The organism is Thalassococcus sp. S3 (genome assembly GCF_004216475.1).
Classification (GTDB): domain Bacteria; phylum Pseudomonadota; class Alphaproteobacteria; order Rhodobacterales; family Rhodobacteraceae.
In genome coordinates this window covers 4,407,319-4,428,020 of the sequence record NZ_CP022303.1, presented here as the reverse complement: position 1 = coordinate 4,428,020, position 20,702 = coordinate 4,407,319, and the positions used below count along the sequence as shown (strand labels likewise).

Below are 20,702 nucleotides of genomic sequence, written 5' to 3'. Positions count from 1 at the left end.
GCAGGAAAGCTAACCGTATGAAATAAAATAGGAATTGACTCAATCGAGAGTGCGCTGAACCCTATGCGTAAATCCACTAGGAGGATCAGCACGACGGCGCACGCCGGATGAAAGAAAAAAGCACGCCCGAAGGCGTGCCATAAAGGTAGGGCTGATCGCCCGTTACTACTTGCAAGTGTAGAGGCCCCGAAGGGCCCGGGCCAGCGCGATCTGGACCCCTGCGAAACGGAACTGAAGACCTCGATTGCAGCCGCTTTCGAGAACGGAGAAGCCATGTCTAACGAGATGATTTACGACCCGCTTCTCAAGGAAAGGGAGAAGCAGCCTCCCTTGGAGCTGGGTCCGATCCCGGGCGTGTTGCCATATGCCGGTCATCGCAGCCCGCTGAGCCGGAGCAGCATCGCGCATAAAATCTCCATGGTCCTACCCACGCCCGCCACGAAAGGCGTGCCGCGCGTCTACCACTTCGAGAGCGCCCGCGAGGCGGCCGTCGGGCTGGAAGCCGTCATCTCTCCAGAGCTCTACGAACTCGAGGTACAGCTGCCTCCGATCCCGTACCAGGACTGGCAGGGCACCTGGCGCAAGCACAGCTTCGATGCACGGATAACGTTCCGGAGCGGCTTTCGTCGCGCGGTCTTCGTGCGCAATGGCACCAGCCTGCGTAAGCCTAAGGTTCAGGCGGATATCACTGCGATCTTCGCAGCCACGCCGGCAAGCTTCGCTGATGACAAGGTCGTGGTGAATGGGGACCTCTACACTCGAGGATATCGGGACAACCTGTTTCGAGTCTGGGAAGCGACGAAGCGCCCTGATCAGGAGGCCGACGTTCACCTGCTGGATGTGGCCCGTCGGACAACCTTCTGGGACCTGGGTCAGTTGATCCGCTCCTGTGAGCTTGAGGGCCCAAGGGCCTTTGACGCCGCATTGCGTCTGATTGGATGCAAGGCTTTGGGAACGAACTGGCACACACTCATCTGGATGCGCTCAAGAGTGTGGGTTGGCTGATGGACTACGCGCCCTTCTATCAGGTTCCGACCGGCTCCGAGCTAGTCCTCGACTGCGTGCGTTGGCGCGTGGTCGGGAAGGACTCGGACGGCTTTGCAGTGGAGTGGCTCGACGATGGCGAGTTTACCAAGCTCTCGTAAGAGCGGGTAAGCGAGGCGATCCGTCTGAACGACTGCGAGGTCGTCACGCCGAAGCAGTCGGAGAAGAAGAAAAGGCTGCTCGCTCATACCGGTGGTATTGCACATATCTCGCAGCTCCCCGACGACGAGCAGCGAGACATCAGGGCACGTCTGGGCCTTGTGAAAGCCATCCGCGAACTCGAGGACCAGGGGGTCAAGCTCACCCAGCGTTACCTCGACCGGGTGGACGTCCGCAGGAAGCTGAATCAACGCGCTCGCAACCTCATGGGTGTCCCCCACCTCTTCCATGGGGTCTACGTGGGCAGCGCAAGTAACCCCCATGCGATCCCGAAGGGGCGGACGTTGCAACAGACGTAACGCCTCTATCATGAGTTCGATCAGGAGGCGGTGGTCCTGCTGCGCAAGCACCACAGAAAGGGACCGCAAGGAGAGGATCGCTTCAGGCTGACCGCTTTGCAGGAACACTTCATCGAGTTGGTCATCGACGCCTACCAGAAAACTACTCAACCGCAGCTCGCAACGATCTTCGGAGACCTGGAAGCGCATTATCTGGTGAACTTCCCGGACGTCTTTTCGTCCGATTTCAAAGTCCCTTCGCTCACCACCGTCAGAAACCGGATCAAGCAAATCAACGAGACCGCGGAGCAAGTCGCACGCAACGGACTGAGATACGCGAAGAATAAGTACGGTGCCGGGTCCACTAGTGTTCGCGCGCTGATGTACGGAGAGATGATCGCGACAGATCAGGTTTACCTATCGATCTTCGCAAACGACAGGGGTGAGGTTCGCGTCAGGGAGCTTTCAAAGGAAGAGCACGACGAGAAACCGGCGAAGAACGAGATCCGTCGGATCTGGCTGCACGTGATGATCGATGTCGCGACCCGCGAAGTGCTGGCATGGGTCCTGGCCGAGACCCCTGATGCCGATCACCAGCGCAGCCTCACGCGCATGGCGATGCGGGATAAGACCCGGGAAAAGCTGCGCTAAGGCTGTAAGCACGATCCTGCTCCCCCGGTCGGTCTTTCCCTCGTGAAGTCCGACAACGGAGCCGCCACGCGCAACGCTGATGTGTATGAGCGTCTTCTCGGTGCAGGCACGACGGTGCAGATGAACAGGGCCTACGAGTCAGTCGACAACACCTTCGCCGAGCGCTTAGTCGGAACCTTGCAGTTTGCTGTTCTGAACACCCTTCCTGGCTACGCAGGCAGCTATCCCGGCGAGTTGAAAGGATACGACGCCGAGAGGGAAGCGCGCCTGTCCATCGACAATCTGATGGGTGTCCTAACGAGATACTTCGTCGATGAGTATCCCCATCGTCCCCACAGGGGCACGGGCATTAACAAAGCCTCGCCGCGCATGAAGCGGATGGCTTGCCGAGCGCAATACGGCGAGATCAAGCCGCCAAGTCCCGAAGAGCGCCGTATTCATCTTGGTGAGCGCCAAGTCGTCACCACCACATCGGAAGGCGTGTGTGTCTCCGGCATTTGGTACAACTCCCCCAAGCTGCAGGAGTTCACCGGGGGCAAGTCGAAGGAGGTAATGACCTACCTCGATCCTGATGACTTGCGCCTCGTGACGATATTCAGCCAGGACACTAAGGATGTGATGACCGCTCAGCTGAGGATGGTCGAGTTCGCCGACATGACGCTCGACGAGGCAATCGACTCGATGGTCGAGACGGTCGAGGCTTTCCCCGAGGAGAAGCTCATCGACCAAAAACGCTACCGCGAGGCGCGGGCACGCCGAGTGCGAGAGGCCGGTTTCGCTCCGGATCCACGGTTGCCGGCAAACTATCACACGGCCGAGGAGCGACGAAAGGTGGTAGAGAGCATCGCGAACGTTGAGTTCATCCCGATGGCGAGGTCGGGCCCAACGGTCGAGCCCGGCAGCATCATGGACCCACCGGTCCCCACTTTATCGGCAACACACTCCGAGTGTCCTAAAGCGATCAAAGCACCCGTCGTTCATGAGGCTCCACCGGTCCCGGAAAATCCTGAAGTCGAGGCCGGATCGCCCGAGGCCCAGTCCCCAGAAGAGCCGACCCAGACCCAGACTTCGAAACCACTGTTCGCCCCTATCACAAAGAGCAAGCTATGAGCCAGTTTATCAACCAGACCATCAAAAAGGCAGCAGAGCAGCAGGGTGGCCAGATATTCCCCTTCGAGCGGGCGAAGAAGCTGTGCGACCGCTTTAAGGCTGTCCTGAGCGACTATCTCGGCAACCTAGAGCACGGAGGGTACTTCGAAGCCCGTGGCATTCTTGTCACCGGGCGTTTCAGGTGTGGCAAGACCAGGGAGATCCGGTCCCTATTGAACAGCTACGCCGACGACCCCGCCATCATGCCCGACGGGCGTCCGGCGAAGTTCGTCCATTCGACTCTGCGCAGCACGGAAACCTGGAAGGATATTGGCAGCAAGACCGCCGCCGCACCGAGCTTTCCCATCGGGCCCAACACGCGCCTCAACCGAACGGAAATCTGGGAGATCGTCGTACGGGAAGCCAAGTTGAATGGTGTCGTTGGCATTCATTTCGATGAGGTGCAGCCTACCTTCGCGGGCGAGTCCGAACTCGCCGTCAGACAGATCCTCGATGACTTCAAGACCCTGATGAAGTTTGGAAGTGAGTGGCTGCTGATCCTGATTTTCTCGGGCATCCCGAAACTTGACGACTACATCCACATGGAGGAGCAGCTCTACACCAAGCTCGATCCCGTCCCATTCCCCGATATCGATCATGTTGACCCCGAAGATCCCGATGATCACGATCACCGAAGGACGGTCCATGAAATCATCGGAAGCTACGCCCTGAGCGCCGACCTGGCCCCGGACGAAGGCCTCGCGACCTTGGACTTTCTGGACCGCCTGATCGCTGCAAGCGCCTTCCGCTGGGGACTGATGATCGAGATCGTGCAGGGCGCGATCTCGATCTGCAAAACAGCAGGATCCACGACGCTCCGCCACGAGCACTTTGTCCAATGGTGGGTCGCGAGGACGAAGTCCGCCCCTGCTGCGAGCCCATTCCTACATAGCGATTTCCAGACGATGTATCGACGAGACCATCCCCTGTTGCCGCAGATCGCCGGCTGACCAACTCCTCTCAGATCGGCTGATCCGAAGCCCGCGTCCTTGGACGCGGGCTTTTTCGTGGGTGGGTGAGATCAGGCAAATTTTCTTCGAAAAAGTCTGCGCAAACTATTGGTGTTCTGCGCAGGCTATAGGTTTCAGGACCGAATCGAGAACTCGGTAACTAACTGAAATCGCTTGTAGAGTACGGGTGTCGCAGGGGGCGGGCTTCACGCTTGTGCATGGTATTGGTTGCTCTGGCACCTTTCATTACGTTTCCTCTATGGATCGCCCGTTTTGGGTTCTGACCGCGGTCCTTGCTATCCGATAACATCTCTACGTCATTGCGTAGCGCGGCTGCGTCGCTCAGCCTTGGGTCACGTTTCGGTTGTCATCCACAGTTGAAAGGACCAGTTCATGTTTTCCTTTGCAAAACTGCCCGTCCGTGCATTCGCAATGACCGTCGCTCTGAGCTTCGGTCTTGTGGCGGCGGCTCCTGCGCGGGCCGATGGCGATGATGCCTTGCGCCTGCTCGGCGGGGCCATCGCTTTGGGTCTCATCGCGAATGCGCTGAACGACAATGAGAGGCGTGTTTCACGCCATCACTATGTTCACCGCTATCCCCGGCATCGCATACATCGCGGATACGGTCATCGTCCGCATAAACATGTAAAGCGGTACAAACCACGAGCGCGTCATTTCCACCGGCATCACCGCAGGTCTTGGCATCACTGATCTGACAAAAAGAAATCGAGCAGCGCAGGACGGGACGCTTCATCGCATCCCGTCTTGAACCATGCCTCAAATCATCTTGATGACGTCTTTTTCGATCGCCAGCATATAGCCGCGCCTGGCGATGTTCTTTACCAACAGTTCGCTGACGATCTGGTTGCCCAGCGTATCTCGCAACCGTTTGATCCGCGTTGCCCCAGCCGCCTCTTCGCAATCGGCGGCACTTCGGCCTGAAATCATTGCTTCGATTTCGGCGCCGGACAGAACATCATCGTCCATCCGCGCTTCGGCGAGAACCGAAAGCGTCTCCATCGCCGCACCCGTGAGTTTGAAGCCCAGATTGTTGAGGTAGACCGTGTTCTCCTCGCGGCTGATCAGCAGCGAATTCACCTGGATACCTGCACGGTCGACCTGAGCCATGCGCCGGTTCATTGCGATAAGCATCAGCAAAAAGACCAGCGCTGCCACGAGAAGAGCCGTGGCAAAGAGCAGCAGAACAAAGATCACGACGCGGTAGCTCGACAGAACGTCTGAAAACGCGGTGCCAGATTGAGCCAGGATCTCCAGCAGCTTCACCTCGGCCTGGGAATTCAGATTGTCGTTTTCGATAAAGAGCCGTTCGACCTTTTGGTTGAAGGCGTCGGCGTCGGGCAGGGTCAGGAACAGCAGCGTGGCGGTCACGCCCAGGATGGCGACAATCGCGGCGAGGCCCAGAGGAACGATGCGACTGTTGCTGAGCTTTGCGTCAGAAACGGAGGAAATAGGGTCCTGCACTGTCTTTCCTTTGGGCCAATCCTTCGGGCCCGAATACTGACACCACGTTCAGCAAAGTCCAACCGCTGCGGGCAAGCCGTTGCGCAACCTCGCCGCGGGCGGCACCGGCCGAGCATCCGCCGTTCAACTGCATCACGCCATAATGCAGTCGCAGGGGATTGTCCTGCTTGGCCTTGTAATCGGCATAGCATTGCGCCTGGGCTGGCGCGGCCAGCGCCAGCAGCACCAAAGTGCAGAATGTCGGCAGAAAAGTTCTCATACCCGAACACTGCGCATCCTCACCGAGATATTCAATAACTTCCGGCATTTGTGCGCACGTTATCCGATATCAGGGCGGCGATATTGCCTGTCTTTGCCTTGCGCACCCAGTCTGTCCTCATCGCCCGACGCAAGGTGTTCGGGACTTGTCAAAAACAGGTTCAAAGGATCAGGATCATGCATCGCTATTTCATTGCTGCCATTGTCACCGCCACCCTAGCCGTGACCTCCCTGTCGGCGTCCCCAGCGCGCGCGGATGGAGAGGACATCGCCAAAGCGCTCGCCGGGATCGCGGTTCTGGCGATCATCGGCAAGGCCATCAAGGACAACCGCGATGACCGCCATGTCACGCGTCATACGCATCAGCCCAAACCGCGTCCTTTGCCACCAAAGGTTTCCCGTCACTATTTGCCCGGGCAGTGTCTGCGGAATGTGAGAACGGATTACGGCACGACCCGCATGTTCGGGCGCCGCTGCCTCGAACGCAGCTATCGTCACGTGCAGCATTTGCCGCGAGCCTGCGCGCAGCGGGTCTGGACCGCGAATGGCGTGCGTCGTGGCTATAACCCGCGGTGCCTGCATCAGGCTGGCTTTCGTATCGCCCGCAATTAACGCGGGGGATCGGCGTCCTCCCCCGGGCGCCGAAGCGGAGGGGGCGGGAAGTCCGTCGCCCGCCCTCTTCGCCTAAGCTGTAAAGCGTTTTCTGGTTAAACGGTATGGGATGCGCGGGTGACACAAGGCTGTCATCCGCGCATACGCATCGCGGCTTGCACCAAAGGCCGGACACAACTCATCCGCTTTCCATGCCCCGCTCTTCCTTCAAAGCAGTCCGAAGCCACCGCCTGAACTTGCGCGCAAGCGGGCCAGCAGCGGGCCCCAGATGCACGGTGTAGCTGCCCAGTCGCACGGGCTTGATATGCGGCAGGGGAACCAGCGTTCCGATCCGCTGCTCGGCCCGGATCATCAACGGGGTGGCCAGAACCATCCCAAGACCGGCGACGGCGGCATGGATCGCTGCATCGTCGATATCGAAAACCTCCGCCATGCGCAGGATATCCGAGGGAAGCTTCAGCGCCTCGAGCCAGAACAGCCAGTCCCAATTGCCAGAGGTCGCTTGAAGCGCCGGCAGACGCGGAAGGTCAGAGAGATCGCGGTAGCCGGAACCGGCCAGAAGGCGCGGCGCGAGGGCCGGGATGCAGACATCCGGGTAGAGCAGGGTGCTCTCCTCCGGCTCCGCGCTGCCCCGCTGGTAGCGGATGGAGATATCGGCAGTGCCCAGCGGCAGATCGCTCTGTTGTGTCGTCTCTAATCGGATCCGGGCGCGCGGATGGGTGCGTTTGAACCGGTCGAGCGCGGGAATCAGCCAGCGCACGGCGAAGGTGACGGGGACCTGGAGGGTCAGCGTCTCTTCTTCGTGCCGGGCCCGGGCGATGGCCTTGTCGAGGAGGGTCAGAGCGGGCGTGCTGTCGTCAAAAAGGCGCGCGCCGGTCGCAGTGAGGCGGAGGCGGTTGGCGTCCCGATGAAAGAGCGCGCTGCCCAAAGCGGTCTCCAATGTCTTGACCTGATGACTAACGGCGCTGGGGGTCACGCTTAGCTCCAGCGCGGCGGCGGCAATGCTGCCGTGGCGCGCCACCGTCGCGAAGACGCGGATCGCGTTGAGCGAAATGGCAAAGCCCATGAGAAAATCCGATGCTACCTGAAGTATTCGCGTTTGATAACTTCAGCCATTTTCACAGATTTTCCAGTAAAAACAGAAAGCGGCGAGAAATGGACGTCACACGTAGCATCGCAATTCTTTGGGTTTTTCTGGGCACCGGTATCTTCTCGGGCATCTTTGCCTCTGGCCGCTTTGCAGACGGGATCGCAGCGCCCGCGCAAGTGGTGTTTCTGCGCTATGTGGGTGGCGTGGTGACGCTTGCGCTCGTCATGTCACTGCGCCGCGCGCCGCTGGCACAGTATCGCAGCCGCTTCGTACCTGCCCATTTGGCGCGTGCGTTGACAGGGTGTTTCGGCGGCCTCGCCATTATCTATGCGTCCGCGCATATGCCGCTGATGGATGCTACGGCGATCAGCCTTCTTTACGTTGTGCTGATCGTGGCCTTGGGCGCACTGGTGCTGAAAGAACGGGTGAGCCCGGCCCATTGGGGCGCGGTGGCGGTGTCATCGGCAGGCGCGGCTGTGGTGCTTCTGTCACGCGGGGCGTTTCAGAGCCTTGATGTGGCTTATCTGATGCCTGCGGCGATTGCCTTTGCGGGAGCGGTACTGCTGGCCATCGAGGCGCTTTTGATCCGCACGCTGAGCCTTGCGGACACCGCGCTGACGGTGCTGTTGCATGTCAACGTGTTCGGGCTGCTGCTGATGACGGGGCCCGCTTTGCTGGTCTGGCAGCCGATGGATCTTGGCCCAGCGCTTGCGATATGCGGGCTGGGTCCGCTGGCGCTGAGCGCGCAATATTGCATCATCCGGGGCTATCGGAGCGCCGAGGTCAGCGTGCTGGGGCCGGTCGATTACACATGGCTCATCTTCGCCGCGCTGATCGGGTTCATGGCCTTCGGAGAGGTGCCGTCCGCCGGGGTTCTTGCGGGCTCCGCGCTGATCGCGGTGGCGGGGATCATGCTGGTGCGGATGCGGGCGGTATGACGGCGACGCAGCGTAGTATCAGGCAGTAGCTTTGAACGGCGGCGCCTTTCGCCTCCTTGTGTTTTTTTGAAGGTTGTGCCTCCGAATTGGACAAGTCCTAAGCCGGTTGGGGATCCAAGAAGACTGAGTATAAGGGGGCAGCGCGCCCAATTTTGCAGATATTTTTTTTCTCATCTAAGCCATACCTGCGGGGAGGGCGGCTGTGCGGACAAAACCGCCATTGGCGGGATGTCTGCTGTTGCGATCACATCTACCTTTCTTCCATCAAACAATCGCTCACGAAGTTATGATTCTGGGTGACATTGGTGAATTTCTCCGAACTCTTAGCCATCGCGGCTACCATAAGCCTGATGACCGCCCAAAAGTAAGCGCTGTGCCTTTATCGCCAATCCCCGAAAGATGGGTTTAATTGTGCCCTTTGGTAGGGAGTTTAATGAATTGTTATTGCGGCAACAACTTTAAATTGTTGCGGGAGACGAATTTCCGTGTTCCTTTGCATTTTCCAAACTTAGAATGAGTGAACTCGATCTCATGAGAATTCAGATACATTTGTCAATTTTGGTTGCCATGCAAATAGCCGTTCCCGCGCTGGCTCAAGTCTCTGATCTTACCGCAGACATAGCCAATATCACCGAGCGTATCGAAGATGCCGAGAAGACCGTCGAGAGCTTTGATGGAGGCGTAATCAAAGCGCTTGCGCAGTACCGTCTCGAAACGTTGAAGATGAACCGTGCCCTTCTCGAGAATCGCCAGCTAGGTGCCGAGGCTGGCATCAAACCCGAGTTGGTCGTTCCAGAAGTGAAGCCAGACACTGAGCGGGCCACCAACATTTCGGCAGACATCCAACGGCAGTTGAAAATCGTTGAGACCGCCGAAGCCGAGGCGCGCGACAGCGGCGGCCTAGTCCAAGCCATGGCATTTACGCGCGTGGAAACGGAAAAGCTTGCGCTCACTCAGCTCCGGCTGGCTTGGTATCAGGCACAATACGGCATTGCTACTCCGCAGTTGGCCGCCGCCGGGACACCACCTGTGATCGACGACGAAGACGACAACGCCGAACCAGCAGCCGAGGCTCCCCCGAGATGGGCTGATCCGGATTTTCCGGAAATCGATTATACGGCGCGCCTTTTTAGTAGCCTAGCAGAGGAGGGCTTCATGATGGCAGGCTGGTACGGAATCCTCGAGACAAGGGCTGAAATCGACGATTCCCCAAAGGTGCTGGCCATCAATTTCTCGGATTACAATCCGGAGGCGTTCCAGGGCAAGCGTCGCCTGCTTTTGCAATGCACCGAGGGTACGCCATCCATTGTCTACGATGTCGATAACTACATGTCATATAATTACCGGAGCGACTCCGTGCGCGTGACTTACCGGATCGACGGGGCCGACGCAGTAAACGCATCATGGAGCAAGTTGACTTCGAATCAGGGCACCGGAGTTTTCGGAACTTCCAGCATTGACCTCATGTTAAACCTTATGAAGAGCCAGAAGCTGTTCGTCCGCACTTTCGACAACAACGGGAAGACTTATGATGCCTCTTTCGACATGCGCGGCTCGAGAAAGGCCGTGGAGGCGGTGGCAGCGGCCTGCGGTTTCTCGACCCTCAAACTCTCGAAGGATGATTTAAAGGCGATACAGTCGCTGCTAAACAACGCGGGTTTCAATGCTGGAACCCCCGATGGCACATGGGGTAGCGGCAGCAAGCGGGCCATGCGAGCTTTCCAAGAGTCCAAAGGTCTGGATGTTACCGGCGCGGCCGACGAGGCCTCACTTAGGGCGCTTGGAATCGAATTCTGAGCAGTGAACAAGTCGTTCGCTGGAATCTGGCGAATGAGCGAGTTGGGCTCGTTAGTGCGCTCTAGCCACCCATCGCAATGTGCAAGTTTATCCGTCAAAACAGCTTTCATTGGCCTCGATAAAACCAGTCCGATGAGACCAGGCATCTACCGTGTCCATAGCGCCCCGCCTCAGATCATCTCTCCCGCATCCATCCGGTCGAGCAGGGCCTGCGCCTCACTCAGAACTGTCTCCTTCCGCGAAGCGTCCATCCGGTCCCATGTCCGGTACATGTTGCCCATCCGCGCGTTCTGCGAGAACCGTTCGCGATGCCGGTCGAGGAAATGCCAGTAGAGCAGGTTGAACGGGCACGCACTTTCTCCCGTTTTCTGCGCCACCTTGTAGTGGCAGGATTTACAGTAATCCGACATGCGGTTGATGTAGGCCCCGCTGGAAACATACGGTTTCGACGCGATGATGCCGCCATCGGCGAACTGGCTCATCCCCACCACATTCGGCGCCTCGACCCATTCGTAGGCGTCGAAATAGACCGACAGGTACCATTCATGCACCTGATGCGGGTCGATCCCCGCCAGCAGGGCGAAGTTGCCCGTCACCATCAGGCGCTGGATGTGGTGGGCATAGGCCTCCTCCTGCGTCTGGGCGACGGAGCGGTCGATACAGGTCATCCGCGTCTCTGCCCCCCAATACATCGCTGGCAGGTCGCGGGAATGGTTCAGTGCGTTGCGGGAGGGATAGTCGGGGCCTTCGAGGAAATAGATGCCCCGCACATATTCCCGCCAGCCGATGATCTGGCGGATGAAGCCTTCGGCAGCGTTGATGGGCACATCTCCGGCGCGCCAGGCGTCTTCGGCGGCCTGACAGATCTCCATCGGGCTCAGCAGCCCGGCATTCAGATAGGGTGAGATCACGGCGTGATAGAGGAAGCGATTGTCGCGCAGCATCGCGTCCTGGTAGTCGCCAAAGCTGGGCAGGGCGTGTTTGATGAAATGCGTGAGCGCCCGGCGGGCCTGTTTGGTGTCAGTGGCCAGATGGAAGGGGCGGAGCGTACCGAAATGGTTGCCAAAGCGCGCCTCGACCAGATCGAGCACCTCCTCGACCGTCTCGTCGGGGGTGAACTGCATCGGGCCGGAATGGGTGACGGCATCGGGCGCAGGCTTGCGGTTGTCGTGGTCGAAATTCCACTTGTCGCCCGCCGGTTTGTCGCCCTCCATCATCAATCCCGTGAGACGGCGCATGTCGCGATAGAAATACTCCATTCGCAACTGTTTGCGGCCCTTGGCCCAATCCTCGAACATCTGGTGGGAGGCGAGGAAGCGGTCGTCCTGCAGGATGTCGATCTCGAGCGGCGTGTCGCGGAGGGCCTGGATGAGGCGCCATTCGCCGGGTTCGGTTGCCAGCACCTTCGTCGCACCGGTCTCCTCGGCCCGCCGCAGAAGCTCACCGGGGATGGAGCCTGCATTGTCGGTATCGTCAAGCTGGGTGTAGAGGACCTGCCAGCCCGCGTCGCGCAGCCGGGCCGCAAATTTGCGCATCGCGGCGAAGACGAAGGCGATCTTCTTGGGGTGGTGCCGGACATAGGAGGCTTCGTCATAGACCTCCGCCATCATCACAATGTCGTTGGCCTTGTCGGCCTGTGCAAGGGCGGAGAGTCTGTCGGAAAGCTGGTCCCCCAGCACGAGGATCAAACGGGTCACCAGGGGATCTCCTTTCCGGCCCAGTCAAAGAAGCGGCCGGTGTGGTCGGGCGTCAGGCCGTCCATCACGCTCAGCAGGTTGTTTGCGGCCTCCTCCGGTGCGACCGAAGGATGGCGGCCGAGGTATTTTTGGGTGAACGGCGTGGCCACGGTGCCGGGATGCAGCGTGACGCAGATGGCCTGCTTGTGGGATCGTGCGAGCTCGATCGCCCCGGTATGCACGATCTGGTTCACCGCCGCCTTGGCCGCACGGTAGCTGATCCAACCGCCCAGCCGGTTGTCCCCGATCGAGCCGACACGCGCGGACAGAACCGCAAAGACCGCCCGTCGGCCGCGTGGCAGCAGGCGCGCGGCATGCCGCAGCACCAGCGCCGGCCCCACCGCGTTCAGCGCGAACTGATCCATCATCGCCTTGTGCGTAATGGCCCGGACCGTCTTCTCCGGCTCCGCCCCGTCGATTTCCAGCGCGCCGGTGGCCACGAAGATCAGATCAAAAGGGCCGTCCAGCCCCCCAAGCGCAGCGTCAACCGAGGCCTCCTCCGTCACGTCCAACCCGTCCGCCGAGCGCGACAGCCCCGTCACCGCAACCCCGCGCCCCAGCAACGCCGCGCAGAGTGCAGATCCGATCCCGCCCGACGCGCCAAGTACCAATGCCTTTTCCATGCGCGCTCAGCTAGAAGGCCGCAGACCAACTTCAATCCTTCATCTTGCTGAATAAACTTCCGCCGGAGGCTCCCGTCCTCTCAACCCGCCTTCCGCCCGAAAATTCCGCCTTCCCATTTCAGCCCGCGCAGGTATAAACTCTGCCCCATGACACAGACCGCACATATCCTTATCTCGCGCGCGCCTTCGCGCCTTGGCGGTCTCCTGCTCCTAACGCGCCTCTGAGCGTGCCAGTCGGCGCGCCCGCTCAGAGGATGCAGCCCGCGCGCCATTGGCCTTAGGACAGACAAGAAAGATACCGACATGACCTCATCCACCGACAAAGATCGCGTGTTCATCTTCGACACGACCCTGCGCGACGGCGAGCAAAGCCCCGGCGCGACCATGACCCATGACGAGAAGCTGGAGATTGCATCGCTTCTGGACGAGATGGGCGTCGATATCATAGAGGCAGGCTTTCCCATCGCGTCGGAAGGGGATTTCAAAGCCGTCAGCGAGATTGCCGCGAACGCACAGAACGCGGTTATCTGCGGTCTCGCGCGGGCCAATATCGGCGATATCGACCGCTGTTGGGAGGCGGTGAAACACGCCAAGCAGCCGCGGATTCACACTTTTATCGGAACCTCTCCGCTGCACCGCGCCATCCCGAACCTGACCCAAGATGAGATGGCAGAGCGCATTCACGAGACGGTCACCCATGCGCGCAATCTGTGCGACAACGTGCAATGGTCGCCGATGGATGCGACGCGGACCGAATGGGACTACCTTGCGCGTGTGGTCGAGATCGCAATCAAGGCCGGGGCCAGCACGATCAATATTCCGGACACAGTGGGCTATACCGCGCCGGTTGAAAGCGCCGATCTGATCCGGCGGCTGATTGCTGAGGTGCCGGGTGCGCAGGATGTCATCTTTGCCACCCATTGTCACAACGATCTGGGCATGGCCACGGCCAACAGCCTGGCCGCTGTCGAAGGCGGCGCGCGGCAGATCGAATGCACGATCAACGGTCTGGGCGAGCGCGCGGGCAACACCGCGCTGGAAGAGGTGGTGATGGCGCTGAAGGTGCGAGGCGATATCATGCCCTATTACACCGACATCGACGCCAAGAAGATCATGAACATCTCGCGCCGGGTCGCCACGGTCAGCGGCTTTCCGGTGCAATTCAACAAGGCCATCGTGGGCAAGAACGCCTTCGCTCATGAAAGCGGGATCCATCAGGACGGTATGCTCAAGAACGCCGAGACGTTCGAGATCATGCGCCCCGAAGATGTGGGCCTGTCCGAGACCTCGCTGGTCATGGGCAAGCATTCCGGCCGGGCCGCCCTTCGTGCCAAGCTGAAGGATCTGGGGTTTGAGCTGGGGGACAACCAGCTCAAGGATGTCTTCGTGCGCTTCAAGGACCTCGCCGACCGCAAGAAGGAGGTCTATGACGACGACCTCGTGGCCCTGATGCGCGCGGGCGAGGATCCGGAGAATGACCGGCTCAAGATCACCTCGCTGCGGGTACAATGTGGCACCGAAGGGCCGCAACAGGCCGATCTGGTGATGCAGATCGACGGGGTCGAAAAGACCACCAGCCAGACCGGTGACGGGCCGGTCGATGCGACCTTCAACGCCGTGAAGGCGCTCTTTCCCCATACTGCGCGACTGCAGCTTTACCAGGTGCATGCGGTGACCGAAGGCACCGACGCGCAGGCCACCGTGAGTGTGCGGATGGAGGAGGACGGGCGCATCGTAACCGGCCAATCCGCCGACACCGACACCGTGGTCGCCAGTGCCAAAGCATATGTGAACGCACTGAACCGCCTCATCGTGCGGCGCGAGAAAACTGCGCCGGGTGAGGATCGCAGGGAGATCACTTACAAGGATGTCTCCTGAGACGACCAAGAAGCTCCCAAGCTTTCGCTATGAAAAGAAGGCATACGCGCAGGGATACCTGCGCGTGGCCGGCGTTGATGAGGTCGGACGCGGCCCCCTCGCCGGGCCCGTGACAGCGGCGGCGGTGGTGCTGAACCCCAAGGATCTGCCCGAGGGTCTGAACGATTCCAAGCAATTGGGCAAAAAGATCAGGGGCGGGCTGGATACCGAGATCCATGAGCGGGCCCAGGTCGCCATCGCCCATGCCTCCGTCGCGGAGATCGACCAGCTCAACATCCTGCGCGCCTCTCATCTGGCGATGGAGCGGGCGGTGGCCGCACTCGACCCTCAGCCCGATTTTCTGCTGATCGACGGGCGGATGGTGCCGCGGGAAATCACTCTTCCGCATCTCGCTCTGGTCAAGGGCGACACCAAATGCATGTCCATCGCGGCGGCTTCGATTGTGGCCAAAATATGTCGCGACCGGATGATGGTGGATTTGGCGCAACAGCATCCCGGCTATGGCTGGGAAACGAATGCCGGTTACCCGACTCCTGCGCACAAAGCCGCACTTCAACATCTGGGCGTGACCCCACATCATAGACGGTCCTTCGCCCCGGTCCACAATATATTGTATCAAGAGAAATCTATAAGCAGTTGATTCAAAAAAGAAATTGACGGCGAATCGGGTATGACTCATTCTGCCACTCAACCAATGAGCGTATAAACGCCGGGACTGAGGCAGAGAATGACCGTGACCAAAACGAAGGGCGCAGCCGCGCTCCCTCTCAATACGATTATCGACGGGGACTGCATCGAAGTGATGCAGAGCCTTCCGGAGGCGTCTGTAGATCTGATCTTTGCCGATCCGCCCTATAATCTTCAGCTCAAGAACCAGCTTCATCGTCCCGACAATTCCCGCGTGGATGCGGTGGACGATCACTGGGACCAGTTTGCCTCTTTCGCCGCTTACGACAGATTTACCCAAGACTGGCTGAACGCGGCGCGCCGATTGCTCAAACCCAACGGGGCGATTTGGGTGATCGGCTCTTATCACAACATCTTTCGGGTGGGCTCTGCCTTGCAGAATGCCGGTTATTGGATCCTGAACGATGTGGTCTGGCGCAAATCAAATCCGATGCCGAATTTCCGCGGCAAGCGGTTTACGAATGCGCATGAGACGATGATCTGGGCCTCCAAGGGCGAAGGTGCCAAATACACGTTCAACTATGAGGCGCTCAAGGCCCTGAACGAGGGGATCCAGATGCGCAGCGACTGGGTCCTGCCGATCTGCACAGGCCATGAAAGGCTCAAGGACGCCAACGGCGACAAGGCGCATCCCACGCAAAAACCCGAGAGCCTTCTGCACCGCGTGCTCGTCGGGTCGACCAATCCCGGCGACGTGGTGCTCGACCCGTTCTTCGGCACGGGCACGACGGGTGCGGTGGCCAAGATGCTGGGACGTGAGTTCATCGGGATTGAGAGAGAGGCCGCCTATCGCAAGGTGGCCGAAGCGCGCATCGCCAAGGTTCGCAAATTCGACCGCGAGGCGCTTCAGGTGTCGGCCTCGAAACGCGCCGAGCCGCGCGTGCCCTTTGGCCAGTTGGTCGAGCGCGGCATGCTGCGCCCGGGTGAGGCGCTTTATTCTCCACGTGGCGAGATCGCCAAGGTCCGTGCCGATGGCACGCTTGTCGGGCACGAGATCAAGGGTTCGATCCACCAGGTTGGCGCCCACCTGGAAGGCGCGCCCAGTTGCAATGGCTGGACCTATTGGCGTTTCAAACGCGATGGCAAGACGGTGCCCATTGATGTCTTGCGCCAGCAGATCCGGTCGGAGCTGCAATCCTGAAATAAACAATACCGCCGGTGCCTGTGGCCTGACACATGGCACTCTACCTGAGCCCCGCCTCTTTCGGCGGGGCCTTTTTTGTTATCATCCAAAGTGCATGGGCCGGGCATTTGAACCGTTTGAACCCGAATTTTCGGGATAGGATATGATTTTGGATCGTGAGGTTGGACAGGGTTTTGTCTGACCTGCCACCGCAAGAGGTCTCTGGCAGGCGAAATCCATCGCGGGCCGTCGGACGTTCAGCCCTTGGTATCGCTCTTCGGGCGCTCAAGTGGCAAGATCGAAGTCGTCCATGCGGCATCCAGCATCCTGATCGCTTCATCCATCGTTTTACGGCCTTCCCTTGTGTCAAATTGAATGGCCGCAAGAACGGCGGCGCCGCCCAGTGAGACGATCAGCAACAGCGCCCTCTTGGCCTCTTCGTGCCTGTCTTCAAGAAACAGGTGTTTCGATGCCTCGAAAATCGCGTCGCGATTGCGGAGCGTGTCCGCATGGTCCACTGATTGCACTTCCTTGTCGGTGGCGTATCCCATCAAGATATCGTTCACGACCGGGTCGTCGCGGGTCATGTCGTAATACTGGTTCAAAAGCCGGGTTGTGATATGTGACAACTCCCTCAGCGAGGCCGGGCGCTCGGACAAGATCTCTTCGTTCTTCTTGGTGTTGGCGTCCAACTGCGCCTTGGCCAGCGTGGCAACGATCGCCCGCTTGTTCGGAAAATACTGATAGATCGACGCCATCGAGATTCCAGCAGTGGCCGCGATGTCCCCCATCTTGAGGCCAGCCGTTCCCTTTTCGCTGATCAGAGTTTTGGAAGCGTCGAGGATCTGCTCCACCCGCTTCTGACTTCTTTTTTGAATGGGAGCGCGCACCGGCTCCTGACGGGCGTTTGTTCTGGGCATTTCAATATCTGAGTTTTATCCGATATGGCCATTCCATGCCTTAAATCAACACGCTCGGCGGCGATAAAGCAGATGCAAACCCGCAGTCTCTTTCAGGATGGTCAGGTTCCATGCAGGCGCTGCGATCCCTACATCTGCTCAGATCGCGCCGCAGGCGCTTTGTCGATCGAAGCGAACACAGGATTACCATGTCAAAGAACATCACCCGCATGAACCCCGCCACATTGCCGAATGCCGAAGAGCTTGGATATTCGCAGATCTCAATCGTGGAACCGGGGCGCATGGCGTATGTGTCGGGCCAGGTGGCGCGCCGACCGGACAGCTCCGCCATTCCCGAAAGCCTAGAGGAGCAGACCAAAATTGCCGCCGGAAATGCCCTGGCGGCGCTGGATGCGCTGGGCGCGACGCCCGACGATATCGCGATCATGCGGATTTTCATGACCGATCTGAACGATGCGGCCATGGCCGAGGCATTTCCCGTCATTCTCGACATGCTCGCCGGCACCAAACCATCGATCACCGGTGTCGGTGTGGCCGCCCTGGCCGAGCCTGACCTTAAGATCGAGATCGAGCTGACGGTGAGATTGCCGGACTGATCATCCCGCTGCCTCGCTGAGGCACCTTGCCTTCGCCGCGAATGGTTCAGCGCTACACAGTGGCTTTTTTTGCATTTAGGTGATGTAAATTGAATAAACATCCTATCTAGTATGCATGCATCGCTGACGAGGAGTGCAAGATGGCCGACACGTCTGGGTCATTGCCCACATTCACAGCCGAAGATCTTCCTGAACGGATGACCGAAGCCGACCTTGTGGAGCAGAACAAATACACCCGCGATGCGTTAGAGCGGCACAAGCGTGAGGGTCTTGAGCTGGCGACAAAGGCCCGGTGGGTCGCACTGTCAGTCATCGCCGTGCTTCTCCCCTTTCTCAACCCAAGTTGGGAGATGTTGTACTATCACATCCTGCTGGCCCTCATGGCGATAAACGGATGGTTTTTGCGCCGTGTCGGTCGGGTGGGCCGGTCCAGCGCAGAGCTTTTTTGCATCTTTGTTGACATCGCGTTGATGACCTTTGCGCTGGTTTTTCCGAACCCTTTCATGGTGAATGATTGGCCTGACCCGATGGTCTATCGGTTCGAGAACTTCCTCTATTTCTTTGTAATTCTGACGGGCGGCACACTTGCCTTTTCGTGGAAGACGATCATGGCCCTGGGCCATTGGACGGTCACGATGTGGCTGATCGCGGCGCTTCTGATGTGGTGGCTGGGTGCCACCGATCCCGAATTGTCGGGCGCCTTGTCTCTGGCGCTCACGGGGCAGGAGGCGATGGCCAAGCTGCTGGATCCAAATGCGATGAACTTCGACATCCGCGCGCAGGAGATCGTGGTCTTTCTGATCTGCACCTACACGCTGGCCCTCTGTGTCAGGCGGTTCAACAGGCTCTTGCTCAGCAATGCCTCGCTCGAGCGGGAAAGGGCGAACCTGTCGCGGTATTTCTCGCCCAACGTGGTTGAGGAATTGTCCCGTAATGACGAGCCGCTTAAGGCGATCCGGAACCACAATGTGGCGGTGCTGTTTGTCGATATCGTGGGGTTCACGCATCTCGCGGCGGACCGGCATCCGCAGGAGGTGATCAAGACGCTCAGGCGCTTTCACGGGCGCATGGAGGCGGAGGTCTTTGCCCATGACGGTACGCTGGACAAGTATCTGGGCGACGGGCTGATGGCGACCTTCGGCACACCGATGGCGGGCGAGAAAGATGCGACAAACGCGCTAAGCTGCGCGAAGGCGATGATCCAGGCGGTGTCGCAATACAATTACGAGCGCGTGAGGGGCGGAGAGCCACCGATCAAGGCAAGCATCGGCGTGCATTACGGTCCGGTCGTTCTGGGCGATATCGGCGCTAACCGGCTGGAATACGCGGTGATCGGGAACACGGTGAACGTGGCGAACCGGCTGGAGAAGCTGACCCGAGATCTCGAGGTCCAGATCGTGGTAAGCGATCATCTGCGTGGGCAGGTCATCAAGGAATCCGGTGAAGACAGCCCGGCCCTCGCGGGCCTGACGCGGCACGGTGGCCAGGCGATCAGGGGCCTGGACAAGGCTTTGGCGGTTTGGACCGTGTGACATGCGACTAGCGTCGATCTTATCGGCGCGGTGTCTTCCCCAGAGGGATGCGGACAGGTCATTTTCGTTAGGCGAAGGGGAGGTCACGATATCCCCGTTTGTCGTTTCAGTCGAAGGGCGAGGACAGGCCCGGTCTGGCGGCAAATCGTCGGACGTGTTGTGTGTCTTTCTCGGCGCACATGTCTGGTCGTCCAGTGCCCTGGGCATTCGGTCTGGGCGCGTCCTAAGCAAGGCGGGCAGTATCAATGACAGGATGAAAATCCAACGAACCTTTGTTGGTGCGTGGTGCCTTACCCGACACGCCTTGGAAGTCCTCCAATTCTTGCCGGATGTTCCACTGCTGCAAGAAAGGTCTGATGTCCACGTGAGGCCAAGCAGCTTATGATGTCTCAAATGTGCGGTCCAAAGAAAACGACCATGCGCCGGGTCATGGGAAACAGGCAAGGTTGGCTCGACCGGTTCTTTGAGACGCGGCAGCATTCAGCGAAGCTCATACTGTTTCTGCCGGGCCGGATGGAACGTTCTGTTGCATTTTTCCTCGGCCTGCGCATGGTTAATCTGGCAGCACCGAAGTTGTGTGCAGAGCGTTATCAAGCCAGTCTTCATACCAAGCCAGAAAATCTGGAAACAGGGTGTAGCCTGCACGCATATCCCCCACGATCACGATCCGGCCCGCATGAGGTCCATGCATGACCAGGCCTTCCCAGCTTCCGCAGCCCTTTTCGCAGATCGGCAGGATGCCGCCGAAGATCACATCGTCGGCAGCGTCTTCTTCGGCTTGCGTCAGGCCGTCCTTGTCCCATGCTTCGGTGAGTTTCGACCATTCCGCCTCAGACATGTCCGGGGTGAGCCGACAGGGCTGCTTTACTCTATGGACGTCGATAGAGTCCGCCGTCACCGCAAGCACGCCATAGGACGGACCCGCGCCACCATAAGGGGAAGGGCCGCCGTTTCCGATCCGCAGGAGATAGGCGCGAAAGGCCTCGGGGACGCGGGTGCCGATCCGGGTTTCGATCGCTTCAAGTGCGGTTGTTGTGAGGGGCGGATCATGGAGATACCGGTGATGATCCGCGCCGAAAACCGTGCAGCCGCTATCCTGTCTGCGCAGACGTGCGAGCTTTTCAACCAGCCTGTCGCAAGTGGCATTGACAGCATCGGACATTGAAAGGACCTCCCTTGACGTCTTTGCGCAATGGGAC

21 protein-coding genes are annotated in these 20,702 nt (G+C 59.4%); 13 read left to right on the top strand and 8 right to left on the bottom strand.

From position 1 onward, the window contains the following. Nucleotides 1-273 precede the first annotated feature (273 nt). Entirely contained in the window at nucleotides 274-1,005 is a 732-nt protein-coding gene (locus tag CFI11_RS21750; protein ID WP_130409584.1) for a hypothetical protein, read from the top strand. Between the two features lie 41 nt (nucleotides 1,006-1,046). Here the strand turns inward: CFI11_RS21750 and CFI11_RS21745 are convergent, their stop codons facing one another. Next, nucleotides 1,047-1,433, bottom strand: coding sequence for a hypothetical protein (locus CFI11_RS21745; RefSeq protein ID WP_130409583.1), 387 nt, complete (start codon nucleotides 1,431-1,433; stop codon nucleotides 1,047-1,049). A 99-nt stretch (nucleotides 1,434-1,532) separates the two neighbouring features. On the opposite strand from CFI11_RS21745, the gene CFI11_RS21740 reads away from it, so the two are divergent. From CFI11_RS21740 to CFI11_RS21725, 4 genes are all read left to right on the top strand, one after another. After that, entirely contained in the window at nucleotides 1,533-2,132 is a 600-nt protein-coding gene (locus CFI11_RS21740; RefSeq protein WP_130409582.1) for a hypothetical protein, read from the top strand. A 42-nt stretch (nucleotides 2,133-2,174) separates the two neighbouring features. Further along, nucleotides 2,175-3,242, top strand: coding sequence for a Mu transposase C-terminal domain-containing protein (locus CFI11_RS21735; protein WP_130409581.1), 1,068 nt, complete (start codon nucleotides 2,175-2,177; stop codon nucleotides 3,240-3,242). After that, nucleotides 3,239-4,231, top strand: a complete 993-nt coding sequence (locus tag CFI11_RS21730) for an ATP-binding protein (protein ID WP_130409580.1) — start codon at nucleotides 3,239-3,241, stop codon at nucleotides 4,229-4,231. The genes CFI11_RS21735 and CFI11_RS21730 overlap by 4 nt, the downstream gene beginning before the upstream one ends. 393 nt (nucleotides 4,232-4,624) lie before the next feature. Beyond that, entirely contained in the window at nucleotides 4,625-4,942 is a 318-nt protein-coding gene (locus CFI11_RS21725; protein WP_130409579.1) for a hypothetical protein, read from the top strand. 66 nt (nucleotides 4,943-5,008) lie between these two features. Here CFI11_RS21725 and CFI11_RS21720 read toward each other — a convergent pair whose 3' ends face one another. Then, nucleotides 5,009-5,713, bottom strand: coding sequence for a hypothetical protein (locus tag CFI11_RS21720; RefSeq protein WP_130409578.1), 705 nt, complete (start codon nucleotides 5,711-5,713; stop codon nucleotides 5,009-5,011). Then, nucleotides 5,685-5,972: a hypothetical protein gene (locus tag CFI11_RS21715; RefSeq protein ID WP_130410123.1), complete on the bottom strand. Its 288-nt coding sequence runs from the start codon at nucleotides 5,970-5,972 to the stop codon at nucleotides 5,685-5,687. Before CFI11_RS21715 ends, CFI11_RS21720 begins: the two co-directional genes overlap by 29 nt. 176 nt (nucleotides 5,973-6,148) lie before the next feature. On the opposite strand from CFI11_RS21715, the gene CFI11_RS21710 reads away from it, so the two are divergent. After that, nucleotides 6,149-6,583, top strand: a complete 435-nt coding sequence (locus CFI11_RS21710) for a hypothetical protein (protein ID WP_130409577.1) — start codon at nucleotides 6,149-6,151, stop codon at nucleotides 6,581-6,583. 178 nt (nucleotides 6,584-6,761) lie between these two features. Here CFI11_RS21710 and CFI11_RS21705 read toward each other — a convergent pair whose 3' ends face one another. Further along, nucleotides 6,762-7,649, bottom strand: coding sequence for a LysR family transcriptional regulator (locus CFI11_RS21705; protein ID WP_130409576.1), 888 nt, complete (start codon nucleotides 7,647-7,649; stop codon nucleotides 6,762-6,764). Between the two features lie 89 nt (nucleotides 7,650-7,738). Between CFI11_RS21705 and CFI11_RS21700 the strand changes: the two genes are divergently transcribed. Then, on the top strand, nucleotides 7,739-8,611 hold the full coding sequence (locus CFI11_RS21700; protein WP_165390356.1) for a DMT family transporter: 873 nt from the start codon (nucleotides 7,739-7,741) through the stop codon (nucleotides 8,609-8,611). A 513-nt stretch (nucleotides 8,612-9,124) separates the two neighbouring features. Beyond that, nucleotides 9,125-10,408 carry a peptidoglycan-binding protein gene (locus CFI11_RS21695; RefSeq protein ID WP_130409574.1) on the top strand — a complete coding sequence of 428 codons (1,284 nt, stop codon included), beginning with the start codon at nucleotides 9,125-9,127 and terminating at the stop codon, nucleotides 10,406-10,408. 170 nt (nucleotides 10,409-10,578) lie between these two features. On the opposite strand, the gene CFI11_RS21690 is transcribed toward CFI11_RS21695, so the two are convergent. Both CFI11_RS21690 and CFI11_RS21685 read right to left on the bottom strand, forming a co-directional pair. Then, a complete protein-coding gene (locus tag CFI11_RS21690) occupies nucleotides 10,579-12,105 on the bottom strand; it encodes a cryptochrome/photolyase family protein (protein WP_174843518.1) in 1,527 nt (508 codons plus the stop codon). Next, nucleotides 12,102-12,767, bottom strand: a complete 666-nt coding sequence (locus CFI11_RS21685) for an SDR family NAD(P)-dependent oxidoreductase (RefSeq protein ID WP_130409572.1) — start codon at nucleotides 12,765-12,767, stop codon at nucleotides 12,102-12,104. The genes CFI11_RS21690 and CFI11_RS21685 overlap by 4 nt, the downstream gene beginning before the upstream one ends. A 303-nt stretch (nucleotides 12,768-13,070) precedes the next feature. On the opposite strand from CFI11_RS21685, the gene CFI11_RS21680 reads away from it, so the two are divergent. From CFI11_RS21680 to CFI11_RS21670, 3 genes are all read left to right on the top strand, one after another. Next, entirely contained in the window at nucleotides 13,071-14,645 is a 1,575-nt protein-coding gene (locus tag CFI11_RS21680; protein ID WP_130409571.1) for a 2-isopropylmalate synthase, read from the top strand. After that, a complete protein-coding gene (locus CFI11_RS21675) occupies nucleotides 14,635-15,285 on the top strand; it encodes a ribonuclease HII (RefSeq protein ID WP_130409570.1) in 651 nt (216 codons plus the stop codon). The genes CFI11_RS21680 and CFI11_RS21675 overlap by 11 nt, the downstream gene beginning before the upstream one ends. Nucleotides 15,286-15,372: 87 nt before the next feature. Further along, a complete protein-coding gene (locus CFI11_RS21670) occupies nucleotides 15,373-16,473 on the top strand; it encodes a site-specific DNA-methyltransferase (RefSeq protein ID WP_130409569.1) in 1,101 nt (366 codons plus the stop codon). A gap of 239 nt (nucleotides 16,474-16,712) precedes the next feature. Here CFI11_RS21670 and CFI11_RS21665 read toward each other — a convergent pair whose 3' ends face one another. After that, the gene (locus tag CFI11_RS21665; RefSeq protein ID WP_130409568.1) at nucleotides 16,713-17,375 is read right to left on the bottom strand and encodes a TetR/AcrR family transcriptional regulator; all 663 of its coding nucleotides are present in this window, start codon (nucleotides 17,373-17,375) and stop codon (nucleotides 16,713-16,715) included. Nucleotides 17,376-17,563: 188 nt separating this feature from the next. On the opposite strand from CFI11_RS21665, the gene CFI11_RS21660 reads away from it, so the two are divergent. Both CFI11_RS21660 and CFI11_RS21655 read left to right on the top strand, forming a co-directional pair. Next, on the top strand, nucleotides 17,564-17,971 hold the full coding sequence (locus CFI11_RS21660; RefSeq protein WP_130409567.1) for a RidA family protein: 408 nt from the start codon (nucleotides 17,564-17,566) through the stop codon (nucleotides 17,969-17,971). Nucleotides 17,972-18,111: 140 nt separating this feature from the next. Next, entirely contained in the window at nucleotides 18,112-19,503 is a 1,392-nt protein-coding gene (locus CFI11_RS21655) for an adenylate/guanylate cyclase domain-containing protein (protein ID WP_130409566.1), read from the top strand. Nucleotides 19,504-20,056: 553 nt separating this feature from the next. Here the strand turns inward: CFI11_RS21655 and CFI11_RS21650 are convergent. Next, complete coding sequence (locus CFI11_RS21650; RefSeq protein ID WP_165390355.1) at nucleotides 20,057-20,665, bottom strand: SMI1/KNR4 family protein; 609 nt, start codon at nucleotides 20,663-20,665, stop codon at nucleotides 20,057-20,059. Nucleotides 20,666-20,702: the final 37 nt, after the last annotated feature.